Origin of the sequence: Pseudomonas sp. Larv2_ips, assembly GCF_963879675.1 — a bacterium.
Lineage (GTDB): Bacteria > Pseudomonadota > Gammaproteobacteria > Pseudomonadales > Pseudomonadaceae > Aquipseudomonas.
In genome coordinates, this window is the sequence record NZ_CAWOAW010000027.1 from 723,898 (window position 1) to 748,093 (window position 24,196).

Genomic DNA, 24,196 nt, shown 5'->3' on the forward strand with positions numbered 1-24,196 from the left:
CTTAGGCGCCCCGTTAAACCACGCTGGCCGAACGCAGGCTTGAATTCGTGGGTAACCCGGCAGGACGCCGGGTTAGCCGTGTTGGGCCATGGATGGCCCGTCACGGCGGCCCACGGATTCAAGCCTGCGTGAGGGCACACCGAGCCCAGGCGAGGTGCCGAGTGGTGGGGCAAGAGCCCTTTGGTTACTTTGGGGCTTTTCCAAAGTGACCCGCCGTAAGGGCGGAACCCATCTCAGCCATCACCCAATAACGGATATACACCCCGTCACGCCCGTACCCCAGCCGGCACCAAAAACGCCGCCTCCAACAACTGCCGCGTATAAACATGCTGCGGCTCAGCAAAAATCGCCGAAGCCTCCCCCTGTTCCACCACCTGCCCATGCTTGACCACCATCAACTGGTGACTCAACGCCTTCACCACCGCCAAATCATGGCTGATAAACAGGTAAGTGAGGTTGTACTTGGCCTGCAAACTGCGCAACAACTCCACCACCTGCCGCTGCACCGTACGGTCCAGCGCCGACGTCGGCTCATCCAGCAAAATCAGGCGTGGCTTGAGCACCAGCGCGCGGGCGATAGCAATCCGCTGCCGCTGCCCCCCGGAAAACTCATGCGGATAACGATGCCGCGACTCCGGATCCAGCCCAACCTCACGCAGCGCCGCAATAATCGCGGCCTCCTGCTCAACAGCCGTGCCCATCTTGTGAATCCGCAACCCCTCGCCAACAATCTCGCTGACACTCATCCTCGGGCTCAAGCTGCCAAACGGGTCCTGAAACACCACCTGCATTTCTCGCCGCAACGGGCGCACCTGCTGCTGAGTCAGCCGGTCCAGCTGCTGGCCCTCAAAACGAATCCCACCTTTGCTGGCAATCAAACGCAGAATTGCCAGGCCCAAGGTGGATTTGCCCGAACCGCTCTCGCCGACAATGCCCAGGGTTTGCCCTTGGGGCAGGCTGAAATTGATACCGTCCACCGCCTTGACGTAATCCACGGTGTTACGCAAAAAGCCCTTCTTGATCGGAAACCACACCCTCAGGTCATCAACCTCCAGCAAGGGCGGCCCGACGTCATTGGTCGCCGGCCCGCCACTGGGTTCCGCCGCCAGCAACTCCTGGGTGTAAGGGTGCTGGGGCGCCTGGAACAGCGTCTCGCAGTCAGCCTGCTCGACGATGCAACCCTTCTGCATCACGCACACGCGGTGGGCGATGCGCCGCACCAGGTTCAAGTCATGGCTGATCAGCAACAACGCCATGCCAAGGCGCGCCTGCAATTCCTTGAGCAGCTCAAGAATCTTCAACTGCACCGTCACGTCGAGGGCCGTGGTCGGTTCATCCGCGATCAACAACTCCGGTTCGTTGGCCAGGGCCATCGCGATCATCACCCGCTGCCGCTGGCCGCCGGACAGCTCGTGGGGCAAGGCCTTGAGGCGCTTGTGCGGCTCGGGAATGCCCACCAGCTCGAGCAGTTCCAGGGTGCGCCGGGTGGCGACCTTGCCAGTGAGCCCCTTGTGCAGGCCGAGCACTTCGTTGATCTGCTTTTCAATCGAATGCAGCGGGTTCAACGAGGTCATCGGCTCCTGGAAGATCATCGCAATACGGTTGCCGCGAATATGCCGGATGGTTTTTTCTTTGAGCGTCAGCAGGTCCTGCCCGGAATAGGTGATGGTGCCGGCCGGGTGGCGGGCCAGCGGGTAGGGCAGCAGGCGCAGGATCGAGTGGGCAGTGACCGATTTGCCCGAGCCGCTTTCGCCGACCAGGGCGAGGGTCTCGCCGCGTTTGATATCGAAATTGACGTTATTGACCACCCGGTGGTGATGGTCGCCGGTGACGAACTCGACACACAGGTCGCGGACTTCGATCAGATTGTCCTGATTCATCTCATTTCCTCGGGTCGAAGGCATCGCGAGCGGACTCGCCGATAAACACCAGCAAACTCAACATGATCGCCAGCACGGCAAAGGCACTGATGCCCAGCCACGGCGCTTGCAGGTTGGATTTGCCCTGGGCCACCAGTTCGCCCAGCGACGGCGAGCCGGCTGGCAGGCCGAAGCCGAGAAAATCCAGCGCGGTGAGAGTGCCGATGGCGCCGGTGAGGATGAACGGCATGAAGGTCATGGTCGACACCATGGCATTGGGCAGGATGTGCCGGAACATGATCGCGCCGTTCTGCATCCCCAGCGCGCGGGCCGCGCGCACGTATTCGAGGTTGCGCCCGCGCAGGAATTCGGCACGCACCACATCGACCAGGCTCATCCACGAAAACAGCAGCATGATCCCCAGCAGCCACCAGAAGTTGGGCTGCACAAAGCTGGCGAGGATGATCAACAAGTACAGCACCGGCAAGCCGGACCAGATCTCCAGAAAGCGCTGCCCGGCGAGGTCGACCCAGCCACCGTAGAACCCCTGCAAGGCGCCGGCGATCACGCCGATGATCGAGCTGAGCACGGTGAGGGTCAGGGCGAACAGCACCGACACGCGGAACCCGTAGATCACTCGCGCCAAAACATCGCGGCCCTGGTCATCGGTGCCCAGCAGGTTGACCGAAGAGGGCGGGGCGGGGGCCGGCACTTTCAGGTCGTAGTTGATGCTCTGGTAGCTGAACGGGATCGGCGCCCACAGCGTCCAGGCGTCCTTGGCCTTGAGCAGTTCCTGGATGTACGGGCTCTTGTAGTTGGCCTCCAGCGGGAATTCGCCGCCAAAGGCGGTTTCCGGATAGCGCTTGAGTGCCGGGAAGTACCAGTCACCGTCGAAGTGCACGGCCAATGGCTTGTCGTTGGCGATCAACTCCGCGCCCAGGCTCAGTACGAAGAGGATCAGGAACAGCCACAGCGACCACCAGCCACGCTTGTTGGCCTTGAAACGCTCGAACCGACGGCGATTGAGGGGGGACAGGTTCATCTCAATGCTCCCGGCTGGCAAAGTCGATACGCGGATCGACCAGGGTGTAAGTGAGGTCGCCGATCAGTTTCACCACCAGCCCCAGCAAGGTGAAGATAAACAGCGTGCCGAACACCACCGGGTAGTCGCGGTTGATCGCTGCTTCAAAGCTCATCAGGCCCAGGCCGTCGAGGGAGAAGATCACTTCCACCAGCAACGAGCCGGTGAAGAAGATACCGATAAAGGCAGACGGGAAGCCGGCAATCACCAACAGCATCGCGTTGCGAAACACGTGGCCGTAGAGCACGCGGTGGTGGGTCAGGCCCTTGGCCTTGGCGGTGACCACGTACTGTTTGTTGATCTCGTCAAGGAAGCTGTTTTTGGTCAGCAGCGTCATGGTCGCAAAGTTGCCGATCACCAGCGCCGTGACGGGCAGGGCCAAATGCCAGAAGTAATCGAGGATCTTGCCGCTCCAGCTCAGTTCGTCGAAATTGTTCGAGGTGAGCCCGCGCAGGGGGAACCAATCCAGGTAGCTGCCGCCGGCAAACACCACGATCAGCAGGATCGCAAACAGGAACGCCGGGATCGCATAACCGACGATGATTGCCGAACTGGTCCACACGTCGAAGTGACTGCCGTGGCGCGTGGCCTTGGCGATCCCCAGCGGAATCGACACCAGGTACATGATCAGCGTGCTCCATAACCCGAGGGAAATGGACACCGGCATCTTTTCCTTGATCAGGTCGATGACTTTGGCGTCACGAAAGAAGCTGTCGCCGAAATCCAGTCGGGCGTAGTTCTTGACCATGATCCACAACCGTTCCGGCGCCGATTTGTCGAAGCCGTACATCTTCTCGATTTCCTTGATCAGCGCCGGGTCCAGGCCCTGGGCACCGCGGTAGCTGGAACCGGCCACCGACACTTCGGCACCGCCGCCGGCGATGCGGCTGGTGGCGCCTTCAAACCCTTCGAGTTTGGCGATCATCTGTTCCACCGGCCCCCCGGGAGCGGCCTGGATGATGATGAAGTTGATCAGCAAAATCCCGAACAGCGTGGGGATAATCAGCAACAGACGGCGAACAATATAAGCCAGCATTTAATCGCCTCCGCTCGCCGGATCGGCGCTTGTGTCCGGGGTTACGGCTGGTTTTACGTCAGGTTTGGCCCACCAGGTCGCGGTGCCGACGTCGTAGCGTGGCGAGACTTTGGGGTGGCCCAGGTGATCCCAATAGGCCACACGGAAGGTTTTGATGTGCCAGTTGGGGATCACGTAGTAGCCGAACTGCAATACCCGGTCGAGGGCTTTGGCGTGGGCCACCAGGCTTTTACGCGAGTCTGCATCGATCAGCTCTTCGACGAGTTGGTCGATGACCGGGTCCTTGAGGCCCATGTAATTGCGGCTGCCGGGTTTGTCGGCACTGGAAGACGCCCAGAATTCGCGTTGTTCGTTACCCGGTGAGGTCGACTGCGGGAAACTGCCCACCAGCATGTCGAAGTCGCGTGAGCGCAAGCGGTTGATGTACTGCGAGACGTCAACGCGGCGGATCACCAGATTGATGCCCAGGTCCGCCAGGTTGCGTTTGAACGGCAGCAATACGCGTTCGAAGTCGGTCTGGGTCAGCAGAAACTCGATGGTCACCGGTGTGCCGGTGGTGTCGACCATCTTGTCGTCGACAATCTTCCAGCCGGCTTCTTGCAGCAACTGGTAGGCCTCGCGCTGCTGGGTTCGGATCATGCCGCTGCCGTCGGTTTTGGCAGGCGCGAACGCCTGGGTGAAGACTTCGGCGGGGAGCTTGTCGCGAAACGGTTCCAGGATTGCCGTTTCATCCGGCCCGGGCAGGCCGGTGGCGGCCATTTCCGAGTTTTCAAAGTAACTGCGGGTACGCGTGTAGGCGCCGTTGAACAGCTGTTTGTTGCTCCACTCGAAATCCAGCAGCAGGCTGATCGCCTTGCGCACCCGCACATCCTGAAACATCGGCTTGCGTGTGTTGAACACAAAACCCTGCATGCCGGTGGGGTTGCCGTTGGGGATTTCTTCCTTGATCAGCCTTCCTTCGCTGACGGCCGGGATGTTGTAGGCGTTGGCCCAGTTCTTCGCGCTGAATTCCAGCCAGTAGTCGAATTGCCCGGCTTTCAAGGCTTCGAGCGCCACGGTGCTGTCGCGGTAATAGTCAGTGATGCGGTTATCGAAATTGTAAAAACCCTGGGTGACCGGCAGGTCCTTGGCCCAGTAATCCTTGACGCGTTCATAGCGAACCATGCGCCCGGCCTTGACCTGCGCCACCTTGTACGGCCCGCTGCCCAGCGGTATTTCCAGGTTGCCCTTGGCAAAGTCACGGGTGGCCCAAAAATGCTTGGGCAATACCGGCAACTGGCCGAGGATCAGTGGCAACTCACGGTTATTGGTGCGCTTGAACTTGAACAGCACGCGCAGCGGGTCTTCGGCCACCACTTCATCAACGTCGGCGTAGTAGGTGCGGTAGAGCGGCGAGCCGTCCTTGAGCAAGGTCTGGAAGGTGAAGACGACGTCTTCGGCGCGGATCGGGTGCCCATCGTGAAAGCGCGCTTCGGGGCGCAGGTAGAACCGCACCCAGCTGTTGTCCGGGGCCTTTTCGATCTTGCCGGCCACCAGCCCGTATTCAGTCACAGGCTCGTCCAGGCTTTGCATGGCCAGGGTGTCGTAGATCAACGGCAGGTTGTCTGCGGGCACGCCCTTGCTGATGTAGGGGTTGAGGCTGTCGAAGCCGCCCATGCTCGATTCGCGAAAGGTGCCGCCCTTGGGCGCCTCGGGGTTTACGTAGTCGAAGTGCTTGAAGTCGGCGGGGTACTTGGGAGGCTCGTTGTAGAGGGTCAACGCGTGTTGCGGCGCGGCGTTGACCGCGCTGCACAGCAACAGGCTGCTCAGGAATGCGGTGCGCAATTTCATCATTGGGCTTTCTCCGAAGCTTTCAGCCACCACGCGCTCAGGCCCAGGCTGTAAGGCGGCGTGGTGACAAAGGCGAACCGGTTGCGGTACGCCAAGCGATGATAGTTGAGGTACCAGTTGGGAATGCTGTAGTGCTGCCACAGCAGCACCCGGTCAAGGGCGCGGCCGGCGGCCAGTTGTTCTTCGCGGGTCTGCGCCGCCAGGAGTTGTTCCAGCAGGCGGTCGACCACCGGGTTGGCGATGCCGGCGTAGTTCTTGCTGCCCTTGATACTGGCCTGGCTGGAGTGGAAGTACTGCCACTGCTCAAGGCCTGGGCTCAAGGTCTGGTTGAGGGTGATCAGGATCATGTCGAAGTCGAACTGATCCAGGCGCTGTTTGTATTGCGCCCGGTCAACGGTACGCAGGCGTGCGTCGATGCCGATGCTGATGAGGTTCTCGACATACGGCTGCAGGATGCGCTCCAGGTTCGGGTTGACCAACAGAATCTCGAAGCGCAGCGGCTGCCCGTCACTGTTGAGCAGGCGCTGTCCCGACAGCTTCCAGCCGGCTTCACCCAGCAAGGCCAGGGCGCGGCGCATGGTTTGGCGCGGAATGCCGCGACCGTCGGTCTGCGGCAGGCTGAAGGCTTGTGTAAACAGGTTGGGCGGCAACTGGTCGCGGTACGGCGAGAGCATCAGCCACTCATGGCCCACCGGTACGCCAGTCGCGGAAAACTCGCTGTTGGGGTAGTAACTCAGGGTGCGTTTATAGGCGCTGCTGAACAGGGTGCGGTTGGTCCATTCAAAGTCGAACATCAACCCCAGGGCCTCGCGCACCTTGGTCTGGGCGAAGGTCGGCCGCCGTGTGTTCATGAACAGACCCTGGCTCTGGGTCGGGATCTGGTGGGCGATCTGCGCCTTGATCACGTCGCCGCGGTTGACCGCCGGGAAGTTATAGCCGGTGGCCCAGTTCTTGGCCTGGTGCTCGATATAGATATCGAATTCGCCGGCCTTGAAGGCTTCAAAGGCCACGTCGCTGTCGCGGTAGAACTCCACCTCGACGTTATCGTAGTTGTAGAAACCCTGGTTCACCGGCAGGTCTTTGCCCCAGTAATCCTTGACCCGTTCGAACACCAGCTGCCGGCCAGGTGTGACCTTGGTGATGCGGTAGGGCCCGCTGCCCAACGGTGGCTCGAAGGTCGTGGCCTTGAAGTCGCGGTTTTTCCAGTAGTGCTGGGGCAATACCGGCAGTTCGCCCAGGCGCAGGATCAGCAGCGGGTTGCCGGCGCGCTTGAACACAAAACGAATGCGATGACGGTTGAGGATATCGACCCGCGCCACTTCCTGCAGGTTGGTGCGGTATTGCGGGTGGCCTTCGGTCAGCAGGGTGCGATAGGAAAACGCCACGTCATAGGCGGTGATCGGCTTGCCATCGTGGAAACGTGCTTCGGGACGCAGGTTGAACACCACCCAACTGCGGTCCTCGCTGTACTCCACCGACTGGGCGATCAGCCCGTAGCTGGAGGTGGGCTCATCGCCGGACGGCGCGTACTGGCCGGTGCCAACCATCAACGGCTCGTTCAGCTCATTGACGCCGTATTGCAGGAAATTGGGCGTGGAAACCGGGCTGGAGCCCTTGAAGGTGTAGGGGTTGAGCGTATCGAAGGTGCCAAATGCCATGACCCGCAGTGTCCCGCCTTTTGGCGCTGCAGGGTTTACCCAATCGAAGTGGGTGAATTTGGCCGGGTACTTGAGCGTGCCGAACTGCGTATAACCGTGGCTCTCGGTAATTGTCGCGTTCGCCGCAAAGCTCAAGGCCAGACTTATTAGTAGAAGGAGGGGACGCTTCAAGTCAGAGATCCGATCCAGGCGGCTTGGGCTTTATGATCGGTACAGTAACAGCTTGTTCCGGCTGGAAAAAGGCTGTTGGAAAGCCCCCGGTCAGGGGCCGATAAGGGTTTGAACGCTGTGCAGAACAAATGTGGGAGCGGGCTTGCCCGCGATGCCATCAACGCGGTGCAACGGATGCACCGAGGTGTTTGCATCGCAGGCAAGCCAGCTCCCACACAGGCCAGCGCTTACGCAGGTTTACCTTGGTCCGGAAACCACCAGCATCTGGCCTGGCTTGAGTGCCTGGCCCGTGCGCGGGTTCCAACGCTTGAGATGTTGCATCTCAACGTTGAAGCGCTTGGCGACGATGTACAGCGAGTCGCCTTTTTTGACCTTGTACTGCACCGGCTTCTGGCTGTCAGCCTTGGCCACCAGCTTGCGCGTGTCCTGCATCACCAGGGTCTGGCCGACCTTGAGGGCCTGGCCGTTGAGCTTGTTCCAGCGCTGCAGGTCATGCACATCGACCCTGTTCGCCTTGGCGATCAGCGTGAGGTTGTCGCCAGTGCGCACTTTGTAGCTGCGGCTGCGCCCGGCTACGCGCGCGGTCTCGACTTCGTCGAACACCTGCTTTTTCGGGCGCATGGCCAGCAGTTCTTCGGGCTTCATCGTCGAAAGCGTGCTGGTAAGCAGATGCGCCTTGGAACTCGGCACCAGCAAGTGCTGGGGGCCGTCGAGGGTGGTGCGTTGTTTCAGGGCCGGGTTGAGCTGGAACAGTTCGTCTTCATCGATTTCAGCCAGCGCGGCAACCCGTGACAGGTCCATGCTTTGCTTGACTTCAACCACTTCGAAGTACGGGGTGTTGGCGATCGGGTTCAGGTTGACGCCATAGGCCTCGGGGGCCAGCACCACCTGGGACAATGCCAGGAACTTGGGCACGTAGTCCTTGGTTTCCTGGGGCAAGGGCAGGTTCCAGTAGTCGGCCGGCAGGCCGAGCTTTTCGTTACGCTCGATGGCCCGGCTGACCGTGCCTTCACCGGCGTTGTACGCCGCCAGGGCCAGCAACCAGTCGCCGTTGAACATGTCATGCAGGCGTGTCAGGTAGTCCAGGGCGGCGGTGGTGGAGGCGGTGATGTCGCGGCGCCCGTCGTAGGCGCGGGTCTGGCGCAGGTTGAAGTAGCGCCCGGTGGAGGGAATGAACTGCCACAAGCCGACTGCATCGCTGCGCGAGTAGGCCATTGGGTTGTAGGCACTTTCAATCACTGGCAGCAGCGCCAGCTCCAGGGGCATGTTGCGTTCTTCAAGGCGTTCGACGATGTAATGAATGTAGAGGCTGCCGCGTTCTCCGGCGTTCTCCAAAAAGGACGGGTTGCTGGCGAACCACAAACGCTGTTGCTCGATGCGCGGGTTGACGCCCAGGCCGTCCTGCAATTGAAAGCCCCGTCGCATGCGTTCCCAGACATCCTGGGGGACTTCGGGGCTGGGCTTCTCTGAGAGCCAAATGGGTTTTTGCTTGATCTTGGCGGCAAGATTGGGTTTGGGTTGCACGGTGGATTGTGCAGCGAAATGAGTCGATTGGCAGCCCGCCAGAGTAGCGGACACAGCCACCGCCACGGCTTGAGCCAGGCGGGTCAATGCGTCTGAAGAAATGGATTTACGAATAGATGACGACATTGGCTGGAAGTAAGTTCCGGGCAAAAATGTCGGGCGATTCTAGAAAGCGCTTTGGTTCCGGTCAACCATTCAGAAAATCCGTATCAGATTGCATCCGCTTAGAACTTATCTTTCCACGCCCTCAAGCTAGCAAACACCTCGGCCCCAGCGCGGTTATCGCGCCCATTCCGTTCGTCCGCTTTTTGTTTAACGGATGTTTCGGCGGTACGAAGAAAAGGGTTAGTACGTTTTTCCAGGGCGAGATTGGACGGCAGCGTCATCTCGCCGCGGGCCCGCAATTGCTTGACCTGTTCGACCCGTTCGGCGATATCGCCGTTGTCAGGCTCCACCGCCTGGGCAAATTTGAGGTTACTTTGTGTGTATTCGTGGGTGCAGTACACCAGGGTCTCGGCTGGCAGGGCGGCGAGGCGTTCCAGCGAGGTGTACATCTGTTGCGGCGTGCCTTCGAACAGACGGCCGCAACCGGCGGCAAACAGCGTGTCGCCACAAAACAGCAGGCCTTGATGGTAAAAGGCGATATGGCCGAGGGTATGGCCCGGCACGCTATAAACGTCGAAGTCCAGGCCCAGTACGTTGATGCGGTCGTTGTCCTGCAATGCGACGTCCCGCGCCGGGATGTTCTCGTTTGCCGGGCCGTAGACCTTGGCGTTTGTCACACGTTTGAGTTGCTCGACGCCGCCGACATGATCATGGTGATGGTGGGTGATCAGGATGTCGCTGAGGGCCCACTGCGGATTTTGCTTGAGCCAGGCCAGTACCGGCGTGGCATCGCCGGGGTCGACCACGGCGCAGCGCTGGGTGTGCGGGTCTTGTAACAACCAGATGTAGTTGTCGGTGAAGGCGGGTAGGGCACTGATCTGTATCATTCTTCGATTCGCCAAGCTGAACACATTGGTGCATCTTAGAACGTCTAGGCGAGTTGGAGAATGCAATGACTGATAAAGCGTTCGCCCAGGCCGATCCTGAGTGGCTGGCCCTGATCGGCGCAGCCCGTGAATGGCTGTCCGGGCCGATCGGGCAATTTTTGCTGGATGAAGAACGGCGCATGCTCGAAGACGAGCTGGGCCGGTTCTTTGGTGGCTATCTGGTGCATTACGGCCCGTCTGCGCAGACGCCGCCTTCTGCGCCGCAGGTGCAGCGCAATGTGCGCCTCGGTGCGCCGTTGCCGGGTGTGGAGATCGTCTGCGAGGAGCAGGCCTGGCCCTTGAGCGAGCATGCCGCCGACGTCGTGGTGTTGCAGCATGGCCTGGATTTTTGCCTGTCGCCCCATGGTTTGTTGCGCGAAGCCGCGAGCAGTGTGCGCCCTGGGGGCCATTTGCTGATTGTCGGCATCAACCCCTGGAGCAGTTGGGGCCTTCGCCATGTGTTTGCCCATGATGGCCTGCGCCAGGCACGCTGCATCTCGCCGTCGCGGGTGGGCGACTGGCTGAACCTGCTGGGCTTTGCGCTGGAGAAACGCCGCTTCGGGTGCTATCGTCCGCCGCTTGCGTCGGCCAAGTGGCAAGGCCGTCTGGCGGGCTGGGAGCGCCGGGCGGGCGCCTGGCAATTGTCGGGTGGCGGCTTCTATTTATTGGTCGCGCGCAAGATCGTGGTCGGGCTGCGGCCGGTGCGTCAGGTGCTGCGCCAGCCGATGGGCAAGCTGGTGCCGATGCCGATGGCCAAGGTCAATCGCAAGCAAAGCGAACCGTAAACCTCTTTTTGATGACCCGCCGAATTTTTCGGCCTCGGGATACTGTCGGTCGATGATCGCCAGCCCGTTTTGATGGATGCAACCGATGACCGATAGCGTAGAACTCTTCACCGATGGCGCCTGCAAAGGCAACCCCGGCCCCGGCGGCTGGGGCGCCTTGCTGGTGTGCAAGGGCGTGGAGAAGGAATTGTGGGGCGGCGAAGCCAACACCACCAACAACCGCATGGAGCTGATGGGTGCCATTCGTGGCCTGGAAGAGCTCAAGCGCCGTTGCGACGTGCTGTTGGTGACCGACTCGCAGTACGTGATGAAGGGCATCAACGAGTGGATGGTCAACTGGAAAAAGCGCGGCTGGAAAACCGCGGCCAAGGAACCGGTGAAGAATGCCGACCTCTGGCAGTTGCTCGATGAGCAATGCAATCGCCATAACATCACCTGGAAATGGGTGCGTGGGCACATCGGTCACCCCGGCAACGAGCGCGCCGACCAACTGGCCAACCGGGGTGTGGATGAAGTGCGCGGCTACAAACAGAGCTGAGCCGACTGACGTGTTAACATCGCGCCCTTTGACGCACACCACACTGCATACCACCGTTGAGAGCTGAACCCTGATGGCCATCCGATCTGTTGTACTCGATACCGAAACCACCGGCATGCCGGTGACCGATGGTCACCGGATCATCGAAATCGGCTGTGTCGAATTGATAGGTCGCCGTCTTACCGGGCGTCACTTCCACGTCTACCTGCAACCGGACCGTGACAGTGACGAGGGCGCGATCGGCGTCCACGGCATCACCGATGAGTTCCTCAAGGGCAAGCCGCGCTTCGCCGAAGTGGCCGACGAGTTTTTCGAATTCATCAACGGCGCCCAACTGATCATCCACAACGCGGCGTTCGACGTCGGCTTCATCAATAACGAATTTGCCCTGATGGGGCAGACCGAGCGTGCGGATATTTCCCAGCATTGCTCGATCCTCGACACCTTGATGATGGCGCGCGAGCGTCACCCAGGCCAGCGCAACAGCCTGGATGCCTTGTGCAAACGCTACGGCGTCGACAACTCCGGCCGTGAACTCCACGGCGCCTTGCTCGACTCCGAGATTCTGGCCGACGTTTACCTGACCATGACCGGCGGGCAAACCAGCCTGTCCCTGGCCGGTAATGCCTCCGACGGCACAGGCTCGGCAGAAGGTTCGGGTAATCGCCCTTCAGAAATCCGCCGCCTGCCGGCTGATCGCAAGCCGACCACCATCATCCGTGCCAGTGAGCAGGATCTGGCTGAGCACGCGGCGCGTCTGGAAGCGATTGCCAAGTCGGCGGGTGCGCCGGCGTTGTGGTCGCAGCTGACCCAGCAATAAACGCGGTCGAACACGGTTAAAAAATGTGGGAGCTGGCTTGCCTGCGATAGCGGCAGGCCAGCCAACCTATCTGTGACTGATCCATCGCCATCGCAGGCAAGCCAGCTCCCACGGTTGATTTGCAGCGCCTTGGAAATCTTCATTCGCCACATCCGCTCCCAGCTTCTACCCTGAGTACATAGCCCTGGGGACTGCCCGCACTCATGTACAAAGACCTGAAGTTTCCTGTTCTGATTGTGCACCGTGATATCAAGGCCGACACCGTTGCCGGTGACCGGGTTCGAGGTATCGCCCACGAACTGGAACAAGAAGGCTTCAGTATTTTTTCTGCAGTGGATTACGCCGAAGGCCGCCTGGTGGCTTCTACCCATCACGGGCTGGCGTGTATGTTGATCGCCGCTGAAGGTGCCGGGGAAAATACCCACTTGTTGCAAAACATGGTCGAACTGATCCGCCTGGCGCGGGTGCGGGCGCCCAACCTGCCGATCTTTGCCCTGGGCGAGCAAGTCACGCTGGAAAACGCGCCCGCCGATGCCATGAGTGAGCTCAACCAGTTGCGCGGCATTCTTTATCTGTTTGAAGACACCGTGCCGTTTCTGGCCCGACAAGTGGCTCGCGCGGCGCGCGCTTACCTGGATGGCTTGTTGCCGCCTTTCTTCAAAGCCCTGGTGCAACACACCGCCGACTCCAATTACTCCTGGCACACGCCCGGCCATGGCGGCGGCGTGGCGTATCGTAAAAGCCCGGTGGGTCAGGCGTTTCATCAGTTCTTCGGCGAAAACACGCTGCGCTCGGACTTGTCCGTGTCGGTGCCGGAACTCGGCTCGCTGCTCGATCACACCGGGCCGTTGGCCGAAGCCGAGGCCCGTGCCGCGCGTAACTTTGGCGCCGATCATACGTTCTTTGTGATCAACGGCACCTCCACGGCCAACAAGATCGTCTGGCACTCCATGGTCGGCCGGGACGACCTGGTGCTGGTGGACCGCAACTGCCACAAGTCGGTGCTGCACTCGATCATCATGACCGGTGCGATCCCGCTGTACCTGTGCCCGGAACGCAACGAACTGGGGATCATCGGCCCGATCCCCTTGAGCGAGTTCAGCCCCGAGTCGATCCGCGCCAAAATCGCAGCCAGCCCTTTGACGCGTGGCCGGCCACCGAAAGTGAAGATGGCGGTGGTCACCAACTCCACCTATGACGGCCTGTGCTACAACGCCGAGCTGATCAAGCAACAATTGGGCAACAGTGTCGAGGTGTTGCATTTTGACGAGGCCTGGTACGCCTACGCGGCGTTTCACGAGTTCTTTGCCGGGCGTTACGGCATGGGCACTTCACGCACGCCCGACAGCCCTCTGGTATTTACCACGCACTCAACCCATAAGCTGCTGGCGGCCTTCAGCCAGGCCTCGATGATTCATGTGCAGGACGGCGGCGCGCGGCAGCTGGACCGTGACCGTTTCAACGAAGCGTTCATGATGCATATCTCCACCTCGCCGCAGTACAGCATCATCGCATCGCTGGACGTGGCCTCGGCGATGATGGAGGGCCCCGCCGGGCGTTCGCTGCTGCAGGAAATGTTTGATGAGGCGTTGAGTTTTCGGCGCGCCCTGGCCAACCTGCGCCAGCACATCGCTGCCGAGGACTGGTGGTTCTCCATCTGGCAGCCGCCTTCGGTAGCGGGTATCGACCGGGTTGTCACCGCGGACTGGCTGTTGCATCCGCAGGACGACTGGCACGGTTTTGGCGATGTGGCCGAAGATTATGTGCTGCTTGACCCGATCAAAGTGACCCTGGTGATGCCCGGCCTGAACGCCGGCGGCGCCTTGAGCGACTGCGGGATTCCCGCCGCAGTGGTCAGCAAGTTCCTCTGGGAGCGTGGGCTGGTGGTGGAAAAAACCGGCCTGTATTCCTTCCTTGTGCTGTTTTCCATGGGCATCACCAAAGGCAAATGGAGTACCTTGCTCACCGAACTGCTGGAGTTCAAGCGCAATTACGACGCCAATGTCAGCCTGGCCAGTTGCTTGCCCTCGGTGTTTAAGCAAGGGCCGGCGCGCTATCAGAACCTCGGTTTGCGCGACCTGTGTGACCAGCTGCACGGCTGTTATCGCAGCAATGCCACGGCCAAACACCTCAAGCGCATGTACACGGTGTTGCCGGAAATCGCGATGAAACCGGCTGACGCCTACGACCAGTTGGTCAGGGGTGAAGTGGAGGCGGTGTCGATTGACGCCTTGCCAGGTCGCATCGCAGCCGTGATGCTGGTGCCCTATCCGCCGGGCATTCCGTTGATCATGCCGGGTGAGCGCTTTACCGAGTCGACCCGATCGATCATTGACTACCTGGCGTTCGCGAGGACGTTCGATAGCAGTTTTCCCGGTTTTGTCGCCGATGTTCATGGATTGCAACACGAAGACGACGGCAGTGGTCGTTGTTACACCGTCGATTGCATCAAAGGGTAAAGGATGTTTATGCAAGCTGTAATGAACCCGAAGTACCCGGGGCTCAGCGTACGGGTCGCCGACGAAGGTTTTGATGCCTACGTGTGGGGCAATGATTTCAGTTTTGAAGTCAGTGCCTACGGCGTGCCGGAGATGGGCAAACGCGTCGACCAGTGGGCCGTTGAGCGCATCCTGCCGTACCGCAAATGTTATGGCATCGACCCGGAGGAATTCGCCAGTTTTCGCGATGCGCCCGACAGCGCGATCTTCATGGCGTACCTGGATGACCGTGCGGTGGGTCATATCGTGGTCAGCACCAACTGGAACGGCTTTGCCCACGTCGATGAGCTGGCGGTGGCCTTGCCTGCGCGCCGTCATGGGGTGGCCAAGGCCTTGCTGGACGTGGCGCAGTTCTGGAGTCGCAAGAAAAACCTGCCGGGCATGATGCTGGAAACCCAGAACAACAACCTCGGCGCCTGCCGACTGTATGAGCGTTGCGGCTATGTGATGGGCGGGATTGATCAGCTGCGTTATCGCGGTATTGACCCGCAGACGCGTGAAGTGGCGATTTTCTGGTACCGGTTGTTCAAGACTGAACTCGAACAGGTTTAACTCGCCAGCAGGCTATCGGCCTTCTGCGTGACAATGTCCAGCAACGCATTGAGTGCCGGTGACGTCTGGGCGTCCCTGAGAGTCAGTGCGTACAGGCTGACCATGATCGGCGGCGACACCGGGCATGCATCCAGCCCAGCCTCGCGTGCACCGGACGCGGTGAACGGGTCGACAATCGCCAGGCCTTCGCCGGCTTCCACCATGCTGCGCATCATCTGGTAGGTCTGCACCCGCGTCTGTACCACCGGCAGCGGGCGCAGGGCCTGCAGCTTGGCGTCCAGCACGCGGCTCAAGGGGTCATGCCCTTCAAGCCCGATCAGCGATTGCCCGGCCAGGTCCTGCAGGGCGATGTACTTTTGTTTGGGTTTCAGCCAGCCATGGGGCGCGAGCAATTGCAACTTGCCCTCGGCCAACACGCTGCTCTGGATTTGCGGGTGCTGCGGGTCATGCAGGCTCAGGCCCACATCGGCTTCGTGCAGCAGCAGGCTTCTGACAATCTCGCGGGTCGGCTGGCTCGACAGGTTGCATGGCGTGTCCTGGAAGCGCCGGCGCAGTACGGCGATGCTTTGCGGCAGCAACTGATTGGCCAGCGGCGGGGTGCACAGCGCGCGCAAGGCCGGAGCATGGTGGAGTTTCAAGCGGCTGGCCAGGCGTTGCACCGGCTCCAGCGCCTCATAGAGGTGACTGATGTGTGCCTGCAGTTCGAGTGTTTCGCGCGTCGCTTGCAAACGCCCGCGCACACTGGCAAACAGCATGAAGCCCAGTTGCTGCTCGGCATCCTTGAGCGTTGCGTCTACATCGCCCACGGGAAGTTGCAACCACTCGGCGGCCGTGCCGAGGTGTCCGGTCTGCAAGATGGCCTGAATCACTTCGATATGACGTAAACGCATCGCCGGAGTCTAGGGTCAGTGGGGCGTGGATTCAATGGCTGGGAAAAAAACAGCGCGGGCCTTGATGCGCGTCGTCTAACGTTCACCTTGCGTGCGCTGCAACGAGCGGGTCATATAAAGAGCGTATCAACCGAGGTTCAACAGGGAGCCCTTCCAATGCCCGGATACACCGCAGTCACAGGCAAACCGCAACCCCAGCAAGGTTTTACACGCTGGGCGGTGCTGGTGGTACTGGTCATCATTGGCTTGCTGGCCCTGGCGGTGGGGCCGCGCTTGTTTGGTGATGTAACGCTGGCGGAGATCGCGACGGCCAAGGCCCAGGTGGCCGAGTTGGGCAAGGCGGTTGAGCAGTTTCACCAAGACACGGGTCGCTACCCCACCGATGAGGAAGGTCTGGAGGCGCTGACCACGCGACCTGCGCAGGACGCCCAGTGGAAAGGGCCCTATGTCAGTGACGAGTTGTTGACCGACCCGTGGGGCGTTGCCTATCAGTACCACTACCCGGCAACCCAGCCCAACACGGCGTTCGACCTGTTTTCGTTCGGCAAGGACCGTACGCTGGGCGGGGTCGGCGATAACAAGGACATTACCTACGGCGACAACTGATTCATCTGGCATTAGCCATCGAGCTGATTAGAATGGCTGCGCTGATCAATAACGACCAATACAACAAAAACAGGTCTGGTCTCGAATGCCTATTCCCTCACGTTTCTTCGGGGTAACGGCCAAGCAACTCCTGGTGCTGGTGACCGTGGGGTGCGTGGCTGCTTATCTCTTCGATAATCACGATGAACACACACCGGAAAGCCGCGCACTCGAGGCGTTTATCCGTTCCCAGGAACAGGTGGATGCGCAGGTGGGGGCAGTGCTGGAGGTGGTGTTGGTCAGGCAGGTGGTGGCCTATCCCGCTAACGGCGCGCCAGGTTACAAGCGTTCGCTGTATGCGGTTGAAGGCGAGCGGGGGCGTTTGATGGTGACGCTCAAGCAGATGGAGGGCGAGCAGGGCGTGGAAGTGACGCAGGTACGCCGGCCGTGATCACCCAGCCCAGTCAATGCCATCAATGGCCAGGACTGAGCAGGTCGATAAGCCGGGATCTTATGACGCGAGGGTCGTTTGCGATTCGCGGACGATAATGGTCCCCGACTGGATCAATTTGAATTCATCGCCTTCCAGTTTCTCTACACGATCGCCAATGGCCAGCTTGTAGGTAGTGGTAGGCGCCGAGCCAGCCAGGTCGCCTTGCACCGGGTTGGATTCCTGGAACTCATGCACCGAATACACGCGTCCTTCCGCGTCTCTGGCATGGAACTGTCCGACAAGTACTGCAGCCATCTGTTTAGAACCTCTGGAGATAAACACTCGATTTGCGGTTCTGTAGACCGTCATGGAGCGGGGTAGTTTACCTATGGAAAAAAAATACTATTCGTTGATATTTTCAGAGTCTTCCTACGCAAGTCACTGCTTGGCAAACGTCTGCGGATTTATCAAAACCTTCTGGTGAACCTGCCGCGAAGACTTTATAACTGCAAGCTCCTTAGTCAAACGTCGGGAAAACCTCAATGAGCAAGGTCTACACGATTGCCGTCCTGGTTGGCAGCTTGAGAAAAGAGTCGATCAACCGCAAGGTCGCCCTGGCACTGGCCGAACTGGCCCCTGCCACTCTCAAATTGAACATTGTGGAAATTGGCGATTTACCGCTCTACAACGAAGACCTCGAGGGAGCATCGCCGCCCGCAGCCTACAGTAGTTTCCGTCAGCAAGTACGTTCATCCGACGCGGTGTTGTTTGTGACGCCCGAATACAACCGTTCCGTGCCCGCACCGTTGAAGAATGCCATTGACGTAGGGTCTCGTCCTTACGGGCAAAGTGTCTGGGGCGGCAAGCCGGGTGCGGTCATCAGCGTGTCGCCCGGAGCGATTGGCGGCTTTGGTGCCAATCACCACCTGCGCCAGTCGCTGGTGTTCCTTGATGTGCCGTGCATGCAGCAACCGGAAGCGTACCTGGGGGGCGCGGGCAGCGTGTTTGATGACGCAGGAAAACTTTCGGAAAAGACCAGGCCGTTCCTGCAGGCGTTTATCGACGCCTACGGCAAGTGGGTAGAAAAGCTGTCCGCCTGATGCGTCTGCCTGTGTAGGAACCTGCCTGCCGGCGAGTGGCCCTCACGCCTGGCGCTGCTCATCACATCGCCTTCGCCGGCAAGCTGGCGCCTGCCGCGGTCCGTAGTCAAGCGAGGCGGTCCGCCAGCGCGAGGGCCTGCTCGGTGGCTGCCTGGCGAGACGCCTGATCCACCTCTGGCCCCAGGATAGTTTTTTCCACAGACAGCGAGTGCACATCGGTCACGCCGATAAAGCCCAGCCAGGCTTCCATGTACGGCTTCTGAAAGTCCATCGCCTGAGCGTCGGGCGCTGAAAAATCCATGCCCCGCGCGTACACATTGACCGCCGTCTTGTCATGCAGCAACCCGCGCAAACCATGCTCCGGGCTGAACTCGAACAGCACGCCCTTCTGCGAGACTACGTCGATAAAGTGCTTGAGCTTGTAGGGCAGCGCGAAATTCCACAGCGGCACCGAGAACACCAGCAGATCAGCCTGGTGCAGATGGGTCGCCAGCGACCTCAGTGAGTCCCAGGCCGCCGCCTGTTCCTCGGTCAATGCCGTGCCGCTGAGGCCGGCGTATTTGGCCTCCATGATCGGGCCATCAAACTCCGGCAGGTCCAGAGCCCAAAGGTCCAGCGTCACCACGCGGGTGTCCGGGGCGTTGTGCTGATAACGCGCGATAAATTGTCGGGCGATTTCCAGCGACGCAGAGCGCTGTTTGCGCGGCGAGCATTCGATGTGCAGAAGAGTGGTCATGACAGGCCTCAGGAATGATGACCTGAACATTGCAACATAGCGCTCGATGAAATATAAATCGTATTTCCATCGCCTATTGATCACCTATCAGAATATGTTTGATGCCTTGCTACTCAAGACCTTCGTCGCGGTCGTGGACGAAGGCGGCTTCAGTCGCGCCGGTGAGCGCCTGCACCTGACGCAATCGGCCGTCAGCGGGCATTTGCGCCGCCTCGAAGAACAGGTCGGCAAGCCACTGCTGACGCGCACCACGCGTTCCCAACAGTTGACGCCGGACGGTCAGCGATTGATCGCCTACGCGCGCGGCATCCTGGCGCTGCATCGTGATGCCTGGGCAGAACTGACGCGTTCGGCGTTTGAAGGAAGCCTACGTGTAGGCGTGTCGGAGGAGTTCGCAGAGGCGCGTTTGCTGCGCGAGCTACAGGACGTTGCCGCGCAGTACCCTGGCCTGCATATCAGCGTGCAAGTGGGCATTCCCGGTTCGTTGCTGAGTTTGATGAAACAAGGCGAGCTGGATGTGGTGGTGGGTTCGTTGTGCGAGTCCAGCGAACCGGGCCTGGCGTTATGGCGCGAGCCGTTGGTGTGGGCCTGGTCGGCGCAACCGCTGGCGGCATTGCCGACGCCGTTGCCACTGGCCTTGTTCCCCGAGCCCTGTCCGTACCGCGAGGCGGCGCTGTCACGGCTTGCCCAAGCTGGCATTGCTCAGCGTACCGCCATGCAGTGCGCCAGCTATGCGGCGTTGCACGCCGCGGCATCGGCCGGTTTTGCCGTGGCCCCGATGGCGCAAAGCCAAGTGGGCCCAGGCTTGGCGGTCCTCGGCGCCGAGCACGGGTTGCCCGCGTTGCCCGATGCCGAGTTTCGCCTGTTCAGCGCGCCGGATGCCGACCCGCGCATGGTCGAGGTCGTCACCCAGGTGGTGGTCCGCTATGGCGCGGCCCGGCGCCACTGAAACACCTTGCGACGGAAGCTCAGCGCAACCAGTTGGTACGCGCCAGCTCGATCACCTCGTCGCCACGCCCGCTCATCACAGCCTTGAGCATGTACAGGCTGAAACCCTTGGCCTGTTCCAGCTTGATGCTCGGCGGCATGACCAGCTCCTGCGTGGCCGTGACCACGTCCACCAGCACCGGGCCGTCATGGGCCAGGGCGCGACGCAAGGCCGGCTCGAGGTCTTCGGACTGCTCCACGCGGATGCCCAGGATGCCCATGGCGTTGGACATGGCCGCAAAGTCCGGGTTTTTCAGCTCGGTGCCGGTGTCGAGGTAGCCTGCGGCTTTCATTTCCATGGCGACGAAACCCAGTGATGAGTTATCGAACACAATGACTTTGACCGGCAGTTTCAGTTGCGCCAACGAGATGAAATCGCCCATCAGCATGGCGAAGCCGCCGTCGCCGGACATCGAAATCACCTGGCGTCCGGGAAAGGCCGCCTGAGCGCCGATGGCCTGAGGCATCGCATTCGCCATCGAGCCGTGATTGAACGAGCCGATCAAGCGGCGTTTGCCGTTCATCTTCAGGTAGCGCGCGGCCCACACGGTGGGCGAGCCGACGTCGGCCGTGAAGATGGCATCGTCGTCGGCCAATTCACTGAGCAAGCGTGCGACGTACTGTGGGTGGATCGGCCGGTCGGCCTTCGAAGGTTCTGCCAGGTCGTCCAGGCCCTGGCGGGCTTTTTCGTAATGCTTCAGCGAAGTCTCGAGGAAACTGGGGTCGGTCTTGCGCGTCAGGCGGGGCAGCAGCGCGTTGATGGTTTCGCTGACGTCGGCGGCAATGCCCAGGTCCAGCGTGGCCCGACGCCCGAGCGCCTGCGGATTGCGGTCGACCTGGATGATTTTTGCGTCGGTCGGGTAGAACTGGCGGTAGGGGAAGTCGGTGCCGAGCATGATCAGCGTGTCGCAGTTGAGCATGGCGTGGTAACCCGAACTGAACCCGATCAGGCCGGTCATGCCCACGTCAAACGGGTTGTCCCATTCCACGTGCTCTTTGCCGCGCAAGGCGTGCACCACCGGCGCGCCAAGGGCATCGGCCAGGGCCACGACCTGGTCATGGGCACCGGCGCAGCCGCTGCCGCACAGCAGGGTGACTTTCTCGCTGCTTTGCAGGATTTCGCTGAGGCGTTGCAGGTCCTGTTCGGCCGGCAAGGTGCGCGGCGCATGCAGGGCTGGCCACGGCTTGAGGGTGTTTTCCACTTCCAGCAACGACACGTCGCCTGGAATGACGACCACCGCCACGCCACGGTTAAGAATCGCCGAGCGCATGGCGCGGTGCAGCACTTGAGGCATTTGCGCAGGGTTGGTCACCAACTCGATAAAGTGGCTGCACTCCTTGAACAGTTCCTGGGGATGGGTTTCCTGAAAGTAGTTCAAGCCGATTTCGGAGGAGGGGATTTGCGCAGCAATGGCCAGCACTGGCACGTGGTTGCGATGGCAGTCGAACAGGCCATTGATCAAGTGCAGGTTGCCCGGCCCGCAGCTGCCGGCGCACACCGTCAATTCGCCGGTGGCGGCGGCTTCGGCACCGGCAGCAAACGCAGCCACCTCTTCGTGGCGCACGTGCATCCACTCGATGCTGTCCATGGTGCGCAAGGCGTCGGTCAAGCCATTGAGGCTGTCGCCGGTCAGGCCCCAGATGCGCTTGATGCCCGCCTGTTCAAGGGTGGTCGCCAATTGCTGGGCCAGGTTGATTTTCGCCATGAAGAACTCCAATCGTCAGTGAGTTAAAAGCTGCTGATCAGTAGAGGACAGCTCGATCACGGCGGATGTTCACCTGCGAGTGTGAAGATTACGTCATCGGCACTGGCAAAATCCGCCCTGGCGTGGCTCGGCGTCATAGCGGCGGTGCGGGCACCGATCAAACTCAAGCCATAAAAAAAGCCCTGGCAGGCCAGGGCTTTTTCAGTCGCGAAGACTTAACGGCGACGAAACAGCGGCAACGGCTCATCCGTGGCAGCCTGGTACGTCACCGAGAAATCCTTGAGGCTTTCCAGCGCTTCGTACGGGTCTTTGTCGGCACGCAAGGCAAAGGCGTCGAACCCGCAACGGTGCAGATAAAACAGCTGGTCGCGCAGCACGTCGCCAATCGCGCGCAGCTCGCCTTTGAAACCGTAACGGTCACGCAGAAGGCGTGCGTTGGAGTAGTTGCGCCCGTCGGTGAAGGCCGGGAAGTTCAGGGCGATGACCTGGAAGTGCTCCACGTCGTCGCCGATCTCTTCGGCTTCTTCATCGGCGTCCAGCCACACACCCAGGCCGCCGTCGCGGGCCTTGAGGGCATGGCCGTGCTCGCGCCACAGGGCCAGCGGCACGATCAGGTCGTCGCAGTTGGAAATGCCGTCGAAGCTCGCGTCCTTGGGCAGCAGGTGCCAGGTTTCGTCGAGGACTTCGTTGTTCTTAATGATTCGCTGCATAGACGCGCTCCTTGAACAGGTCGATGCCGATGCGCTGGTAGGTGTCGATGAAACGCTCATCTTCGGTGCGCTGTTCGATGTACACATCGATCAGTTTGCCGATCACCTCGGGCATGGCTTCCTGGGCGAAGGACGGGCCGAGGATCTTGCCCAGGCTCGCATCGCGGCTGGCGCTGCCACCCAGGGACACTTGGTAGAATTCTTCGCCTTTCTTGTCCACGCCCAGGATGCCGATGTGGCCGACGTGGTGGTGACCACAGGCGTTCATGCAACCGGAGATGTTCAGGTCCAGCTCGCCGATGTCGAACAGGTAGTCCAGGTCGTCGAAACGGCGCTGGATCGATTCGGCAATCGGGATCGATTTGGCGTTGGCCAGGGAGCAGAAATCGCCGCCCGGGCAGCAGATGATGTCGGTCAGCAAGCCGATGTTCGGCGTGGCGAAACCGCCTTCGCGCAGCTCGCCCCACAGGGTGAACAGTTGGCTTTGCTCGACGTCCGCGAGAATGATGTTTTGCTCGTGGGAGGTGCGCAGTTGGCCAAAGCTGTAACGCTCGGCCAGGTCGGCGACGGCGTCCAGCTGCTTGTCGGTGATGTCACCCGGCGCCACGCCGGTGGGTTTGAGCGACAGGGTCACGGCGACATAGCCCGGCTTTTTATGCGCCAGGGTGTTGCGGGTGCGCCAGCGGGCGAAACCTGGGTGCTGCTGATCGAGTGCAGCCAACTCGGCGTCCTGATTGCTCAGGGCCTTGTACTCCGGATCGACGAAGTGCTTGGCCACGCGGTGTACTTCGGCTTCGGTCAGCGTGGTCTGGCCACCGCGCAGGTGTTCCATTTCGGCGCCGACTTTCTGCGCAAATACCTCAGGGGTCAGCGCCTTGACCAGAATCTTGATCCGGGCCTTGTATTTGTTGTCACGACGGCCGTAGCGGTTGTAGACCCGCAGGATGGCGTCGAGGTAGCTCAACAGGTCTTGCCAGGGCAGGAACTCATTGATGAACGCGCCAACGACCGGCGTACGGCCCAGGCCACCACCGACCAGCACGCGGAAACCCAGCTCGCCGGCCGCGTTGTGCACCGGCTCAAGGCCGATATCGTGCACTTCGATGGCTGCGCGGTCCGAGGTCGAGCCATTGATGGCGATCTTGAACTTGCGCGGCAGGTAGGCGAACTCCGGGTGGAAGGTGGTCCACTGACGGACGATTTCGCACCACGGACGAGGGTCGATCAGCTCATCGGCGGCCACGCCAGCGAATTGGTCAGTGGTCACGTTGCGCAGGCAGTTACCGCTGGTCTGAATGGCGTGCATCTGCACCGTGGCCAGCTCGGCCAGGATGTCCGGCACGTCTTCCAGCGCCGGCCAGTTGAACTGGACGTTCTGGCGGGTACTGATGTGGGCGTAGCCCTTGTCGAAGTCGCGGGCAATCTTGGCCATCATGCGCGTCTGACGGGAAGTCAGTTGGCCATAAGGCACGGCAACCCGCAGCATCGGCGCAAAGCGCTGAACATAAAGGCCATTTTGCAGGCGCAGAGGGCGGAACTCTTCTTCGCTCAGTTCACCTGCTAGGTAGCGTCGGGTCTGATCACGGAACTGCTTGACGCGGTCCTCGATGATGCGCTGATCGTATTCGTCGTATACGTACATATAGGTCCTGTTCTCGGCAAATCT

Annotated in this window: 22 protein-coding genes; 9 read left to right on the plus strand and 13 right to left on the minus strand. The window is 60.7% G+C overall.

Annotation, left to right across the window (positions count from 1 at the left end; translation table 11 throughout):
• Positions 1-266 precede the first annotated feature (266 nt).
• The 7 genes from AACV02_RS20420 to gloB all read right to left on the minus strand — a co-directional run bounded on the left by AACV02_RS20420 (position 267) and on the right by gloB (position 10,151).
• Entirely contained in the window at positions 267-1,880 is a 1,614-nt protein-coding gene (locus AACV02_RS20420) for an ABC transporter ATP-binding protein (RefSeq protein ID WP_119741590.1), read from the minus strand.
• Position 1,881: 1 nt separating this feature from the next.
• Complete coding sequence (locus AACV02_RS20425; protein WP_106578708.1) at positions 1,882-2,901, minus strand: ABC transporter permease; 1,020 nt, start codon at positions 2,899-2,901, stop codon at positions 1,882-1,884.
• A gap of 1 nt (position 2,902) precedes the next feature.
• The gene (locus AACV02_RS20430) at positions 2,903-3,976 is read right to left on the minus strand and encodes a microcin C ABC transporter permease YejB (protein WP_119741592.1); all 1,074 of its coding nucleotides are present in this window, start codon (positions 3,974-3,976) and stop codon (positions 2,903-2,905) included.
• On the minus strand, positions 3,977-5,809 hold the full coding sequence (locus AACV02_RS20435) for an extracellular solute-binding protein (protein WP_119741594.1): 1,833 nt from the start codon (positions 5,807-5,809) through the stop codon (positions 3,977-3,979).
• Positions 5,806-7,635: an extracellular solute-binding protein gene (locus AACV02_RS20440; protein WP_119741596.1), complete on the minus strand. Its 1,830-nt coding sequence runs from the start codon at positions 7,633-7,635 to the stop codon at positions 5,806-5,808. The genes AACV02_RS20435 and AACV02_RS20440 overlap by 4 nt, the downstream gene beginning before the upstream one ends.
• Before the next feature lie 237 nt (positions 7,636-7,872).
• Entirely contained in the window at positions 7,873-9,285 is a 1,413-nt protein-coding gene (locus AACV02_RS20445; protein ID WP_119741598.1) for a transglycosylase SLT domain-containing protein, read from the minus strand.
• 98 nt (positions 9,286-9,383) lie between these two features.
• On the minus strand, positions 9,384-10,151 hold the full coding sequence (gene gloB / locus AACV02_RS20450; RefSeq protein ID WP_119741600.1) for a hydroxyacylglutathione hydrolase: 768 nt from the start codon (positions 10,149-10,151) through the stop codon (positions 9,384-9,386).
• A 65-nt stretch (positions 10,152-10,216) separates the two neighbouring features.
• Between gloB and AACV02_RS20455 the strand changes: the two genes are divergently transcribed.
• The 5 genes from AACV02_RS20455 to AACV02_RS20475 all read left to right on the plus strand — a co-directional run bounded on the left by AACV02_RS20455 (position 10,217) and on the right by AACV02_RS20475 (position 15,383).
• Entirely contained in the window at positions 10,217-10,975 is a 759-nt protein-coding gene (locus tag AACV02_RS20455) for a class I SAM-dependent methyltransferase (protein ID WP_106578714.1), read from the plus strand.
• Positions 10,976-11,060: 85 nt separating this feature from the next.
• Entirely contained in the window at positions 11,061-11,513 is a 453-nt protein-coding gene (gene rnhA, locus AACV02_RS20460; RefSeq protein WP_029291380.1) for a ribonuclease HI, read from the plus strand.
• 79 nt (positions 11,514-11,592) lie between these two features.
• Complete coding sequence (dnaQ, locus tag AACV02_RS20465) at positions 11,593-12,333, plus strand: DNA polymerase III subunit epsilon (RefSeq protein ID WP_164487980.1); 741 nt, start codon at positions 11,593-11,595, stop codon at positions 12,331-12,333.
• 203 nt (positions 12,334-12,536) lie between these two features.
• Positions 12,537-14,792 carry an Orn/Lys/Arg decarboxylase N-terminal domain-containing protein gene (locus AACV02_RS20470; RefSeq protein WP_119741602.1) on the plus strand — a complete coding sequence of 752 codons (2,256 nt, stop codon included), beginning with the start codon at positions 12,537-12,539 and terminating at the stop codon, positions 14,790-14,792.
• A gap of 9 nt (positions 14,793-14,801) precedes the next feature.
• Positions 14,802-15,383: a GNAT family N-acetyltransferase gene (locus tag AACV02_RS20475; protein WP_119741603.1), complete on the plus strand. Its 582-nt coding sequence runs from the start codon at positions 14,802-14,804 to the stop codon at positions 15,381-15,383.
• Here AACV02_RS20475 and AACV02_RS20480 read toward each other — a convergent pair.
• Positions 15,380-16,273, minus strand: coding sequence for a LysR substrate-binding domain-containing protein (locus AACV02_RS20480; RefSeq protein WP_119741604.1), 894 nt, complete (start codon positions 16,271-16,273; stop codon positions 15,380-15,382). The two genes, AACV02_RS20475 and AACV02_RS20480, sit on opposite strands and share 4 nt — an antisense overlap.
• A gap of 156 nt (positions 16,274-16,429) precedes the next feature.
• On the opposite strand from AACV02_RS20480, the gene gspG reads away from it, so the two are divergent.
• Both gspG and AACV02_RS20490 read left to right on the plus strand, forming a co-directional pair.
• Positions 16,430-16,879, plus strand: a complete 450-nt coding sequence (gene gspG / locus AACV02_RS20485; RefSeq protein WP_119741605.1) for a type II secretion system major pseudopilin GspG — start codon at positions 16,430-16,432, stop codon at positions 16,877-16,879.
• Between the two features lie 85 nt (positions 16,880-16,964).
• Positions 16,965-17,309, plus strand: a complete 345-nt coding sequence (locus AACV02_RS20490) for a hypothetical protein (protein ID WP_119741606.1) — start codon at positions 16,965-16,967, stop codon at positions 17,307-17,309.
• A 60-nt stretch (positions 17,310-17,369) separates the two neighbouring features.
• Here AACV02_RS20490 and AACV02_RS20495 read toward each other — a convergent pair whose 3' ends face one another.
• Positions 17,370-17,606: a hypothetical protein gene (locus AACV02_RS20495; RefSeq protein ID WP_106578721.1), complete on the minus strand. Its 237-nt coding sequence runs from the start codon at positions 17,604-17,606 to the stop codon at positions 17,370-17,372.
• Between the two features lie 227 nt (positions 17,607-17,833).
• Between AACV02_RS20495 and AACV02_RS20500 the strand changes: the two genes are divergently transcribed.
• Complete coding sequence (locus AACV02_RS20500; RefSeq protein ID WP_119741607.1) at positions 17,834-18,391, plus strand: NADPH-dependent FMN reductase; 558 nt, start codon at positions 17,834-17,836, stop codon at positions 18,389-18,391.
• A 106-nt stretch (positions 18,392-18,497) separates the two neighbouring features.
• On the opposite strand, the gene AACV02_RS20505 is transcribed toward AACV02_RS20500, so the two are convergent.
• Positions 18,498-19,127 carry an FMN-dependent NADH-azoreductase gene (locus tag AACV02_RS20505; protein WP_119741608.1) on the minus strand — a complete coding sequence of 210 codons (630 nt, stop codon included), beginning with the start codon at positions 19,125-19,127 and terminating at the stop codon, positions 18,498-18,500.
• A 94-nt stretch (positions 19,128-19,221) separates the two neighbouring features.
• On the opposite strand from AACV02_RS20505, the gene AACV02_RS20510 reads away from it, so the two are divergent.
• Positions 19,222-20,076: a LysR substrate-binding domain-containing protein gene (locus AACV02_RS20510; RefSeq protein WP_106578742.1), complete on the plus strand. Its 855-nt coding sequence runs from the start codon at positions 19,222-19,224 to the stop codon at positions 20,074-20,076.
• A gap of 19 nt (positions 20,077-20,095) precedes the next feature.
• Here the strand turns inward: AACV02_RS20510 and poxB are convergent, their stop codons facing one another.
• The 3 genes from poxB to AACV02_RS20525 form a co-directional block, all read right to left on the minus strand.
• Positions 20,096-21,820 carry a ubiquinone-dependent pyruvate dehydrogenase gene (gene poxB, locus AACV02_RS20515; protein ID WP_119741609.1) on the minus strand — a complete coding sequence of 575 codons (1,725 nt, stop codon included), beginning with the start codon at positions 21,818-21,820 and terminating at the stop codon, positions 20,096-20,098.
• Between the two features lie 215 nt (positions 21,821-22,035).
• Positions 22,036-22,530 carry a DUF934 domain-containing protein gene (locus tag AACV02_RS20520; protein ID WP_106578725.1) on the minus strand — a complete coding sequence of 165 codons (495 nt, stop codon included), beginning with the start codon at positions 22,528-22,530 and terminating at the stop codon, positions 22,036-22,038.
• A complete protein-coding gene (locus AACV02_RS20525; RefSeq protein WP_119741610.1) occupies positions 22,514-24,172 on the minus strand; it encodes a nitrite/sulfite reductase in 1,659 nt (552 codons plus the stop codon). Before AACV02_RS20525 ends, AACV02_RS20520 begins: the two co-directional genes overlap by 17 nt.
• Between the last annotated feature and the right edge of the window lie 24 nt (positions 24,173-24,196).

Excerpts from the sequence above, each read along its gene's own strand:
- AACV02_RS20420 (WP_119741590.1), bottom strand. The coding sequence starts at position 1,880 with ATGAATCAGGACAATCTGATCGAAGTCCGCGACCTGTGTGTCGAGTTC.
- AACV02_RS20425 (WP_106578708.1), bottom strand. The coding sequence starts at position 2,901 with ATGAACCTGTCCCCCCTCAATCGCCGTCGGTTCGAGCGTTTCAAGGCC.
- AACV02_RS20430 (WP_119741592.1), bottom strand. The coding sequence starts at position 3,976 with ATGCTGGCTTATATTGTTCGCCGTCTGTTGCTGATTATCCCCACGCTG.
- AACV02_RS20435 (WP_119741594.1), bottom strand. The coding sequence starts at position 5,809 with ATGATGAAATTGCGCACCGCATTCCTGAGCAGCCTGTTGCTGTGCAGC.
- AACV02_RS20445 (WP_119741598.1), bottom strand. The coding sequence starts at position 9,285 with ATGTCGTCATCTATTCGTAAATCCATTTCTTCAGACGCATTGACCCGC.
- gloB (WP_119741600.1), bottom strand. The coding sequence starts at position 10,151 with ATGATACAGATCAGTGCCCTACCCGCCTTCACCGACAACTACATCTGG.
- AACV02_RS20455 (WP_106578714.1), top strand. The coding sequence starts at position 10,217 with ATGACTGATAAAGCGTTCGCCCAGGCCGATCCTGAGTGGCTGGCCCTG.
- rnhA (WP_029291380.1), top strand. The coding sequence starts at position 11,061 with ATGACCGATAGCGTAGAACTCTTCACCGATGGCGCCTGCAAAGGCAAC.
- AACV02_RS20470 (WP_119741602.1), top strand. The coding sequence starts at position 12,537 with ATGTACAAAGACCTGAAGTTTCCTGTTCTGATTGTGCACCGTGATATC.
- AACV02_RS20475 (WP_119741603.1), top strand. The coding sequence starts at position 14,802 with ATGCAAGCTGTAATGAACCCGAAGTACCCGGGGCTCAGCGTACGGGTC.
- AACV02_RS20480 (WP_119741604.1), bottom strand. The coding sequence starts at position 16,273 with ATGCGTTTACGTCATATCGAAGTGATTCAGGCCATCTTGCAGACCGGA.
- gspG (WP_119741605.1), top strand. The coding sequence starts at position 16,430 with ATGCCCGGATACACCGCAGTCACAGGCAAACCGCAACCCCAGCAAGGT.
- AACV02_RS20490 (WP_119741606.1), top strand. The coding sequence starts at position 16,965 with ATGCCTATTCCCTCACGTTTCTTCGGGGTAACGGCCAAGCAACTCCTG.
- AACV02_RS20495 (WP_106578721.1), bottom strand. The coding sequence starts at position 17,606 with ATGGCTGCAGTACTTGTCGGACAGTTCCATGCCAGAGACGCGGAAGGA.
- AACV02_RS20500 (WP_119741607.1), top strand. The coding sequence starts at position 17,834 with ATGAGCAAGGTCTACACGATTGCCGTCCTGGTTGGCAGCTTGAGAAAA.
- AACV02_RS20505 (WP_119741608.1), bottom strand. The coding sequence starts at position 19,127 with ATGACCACTCTTCTGCACATCGAATGCTCGCCGCGCAAACAGCGCTCT.
- AACV02_RS20510 (WP_106578742.1), top strand. The coding sequence starts at position 19,222 with ATGTTTGATGCCTTGCTACTCAAGACCTTCGTCGCGGTCGTGGACGAA.
- poxB (WP_119741609.1), bottom strand. The coding sequence starts at position 21,820 with ATGGCGAAAATCAACCTGGCCCAGCAATTGGCGACCACCCTTGAACAG.
- AACV02_RS20520 (WP_106578725.1), bottom strand. The coding sequence starts at position 22,530 with ATGCAGCGAATCATTAAGAACAACGAAGTCCTCGACGAAACCTGGCAC.
- AACV02_RS20525 (WP_119741610.1), bottom strand. The coding sequence starts at position 24,172 with ATGTACGTATACGACGAATACGATCAGCGCATCATCGAGGACCGCGTC.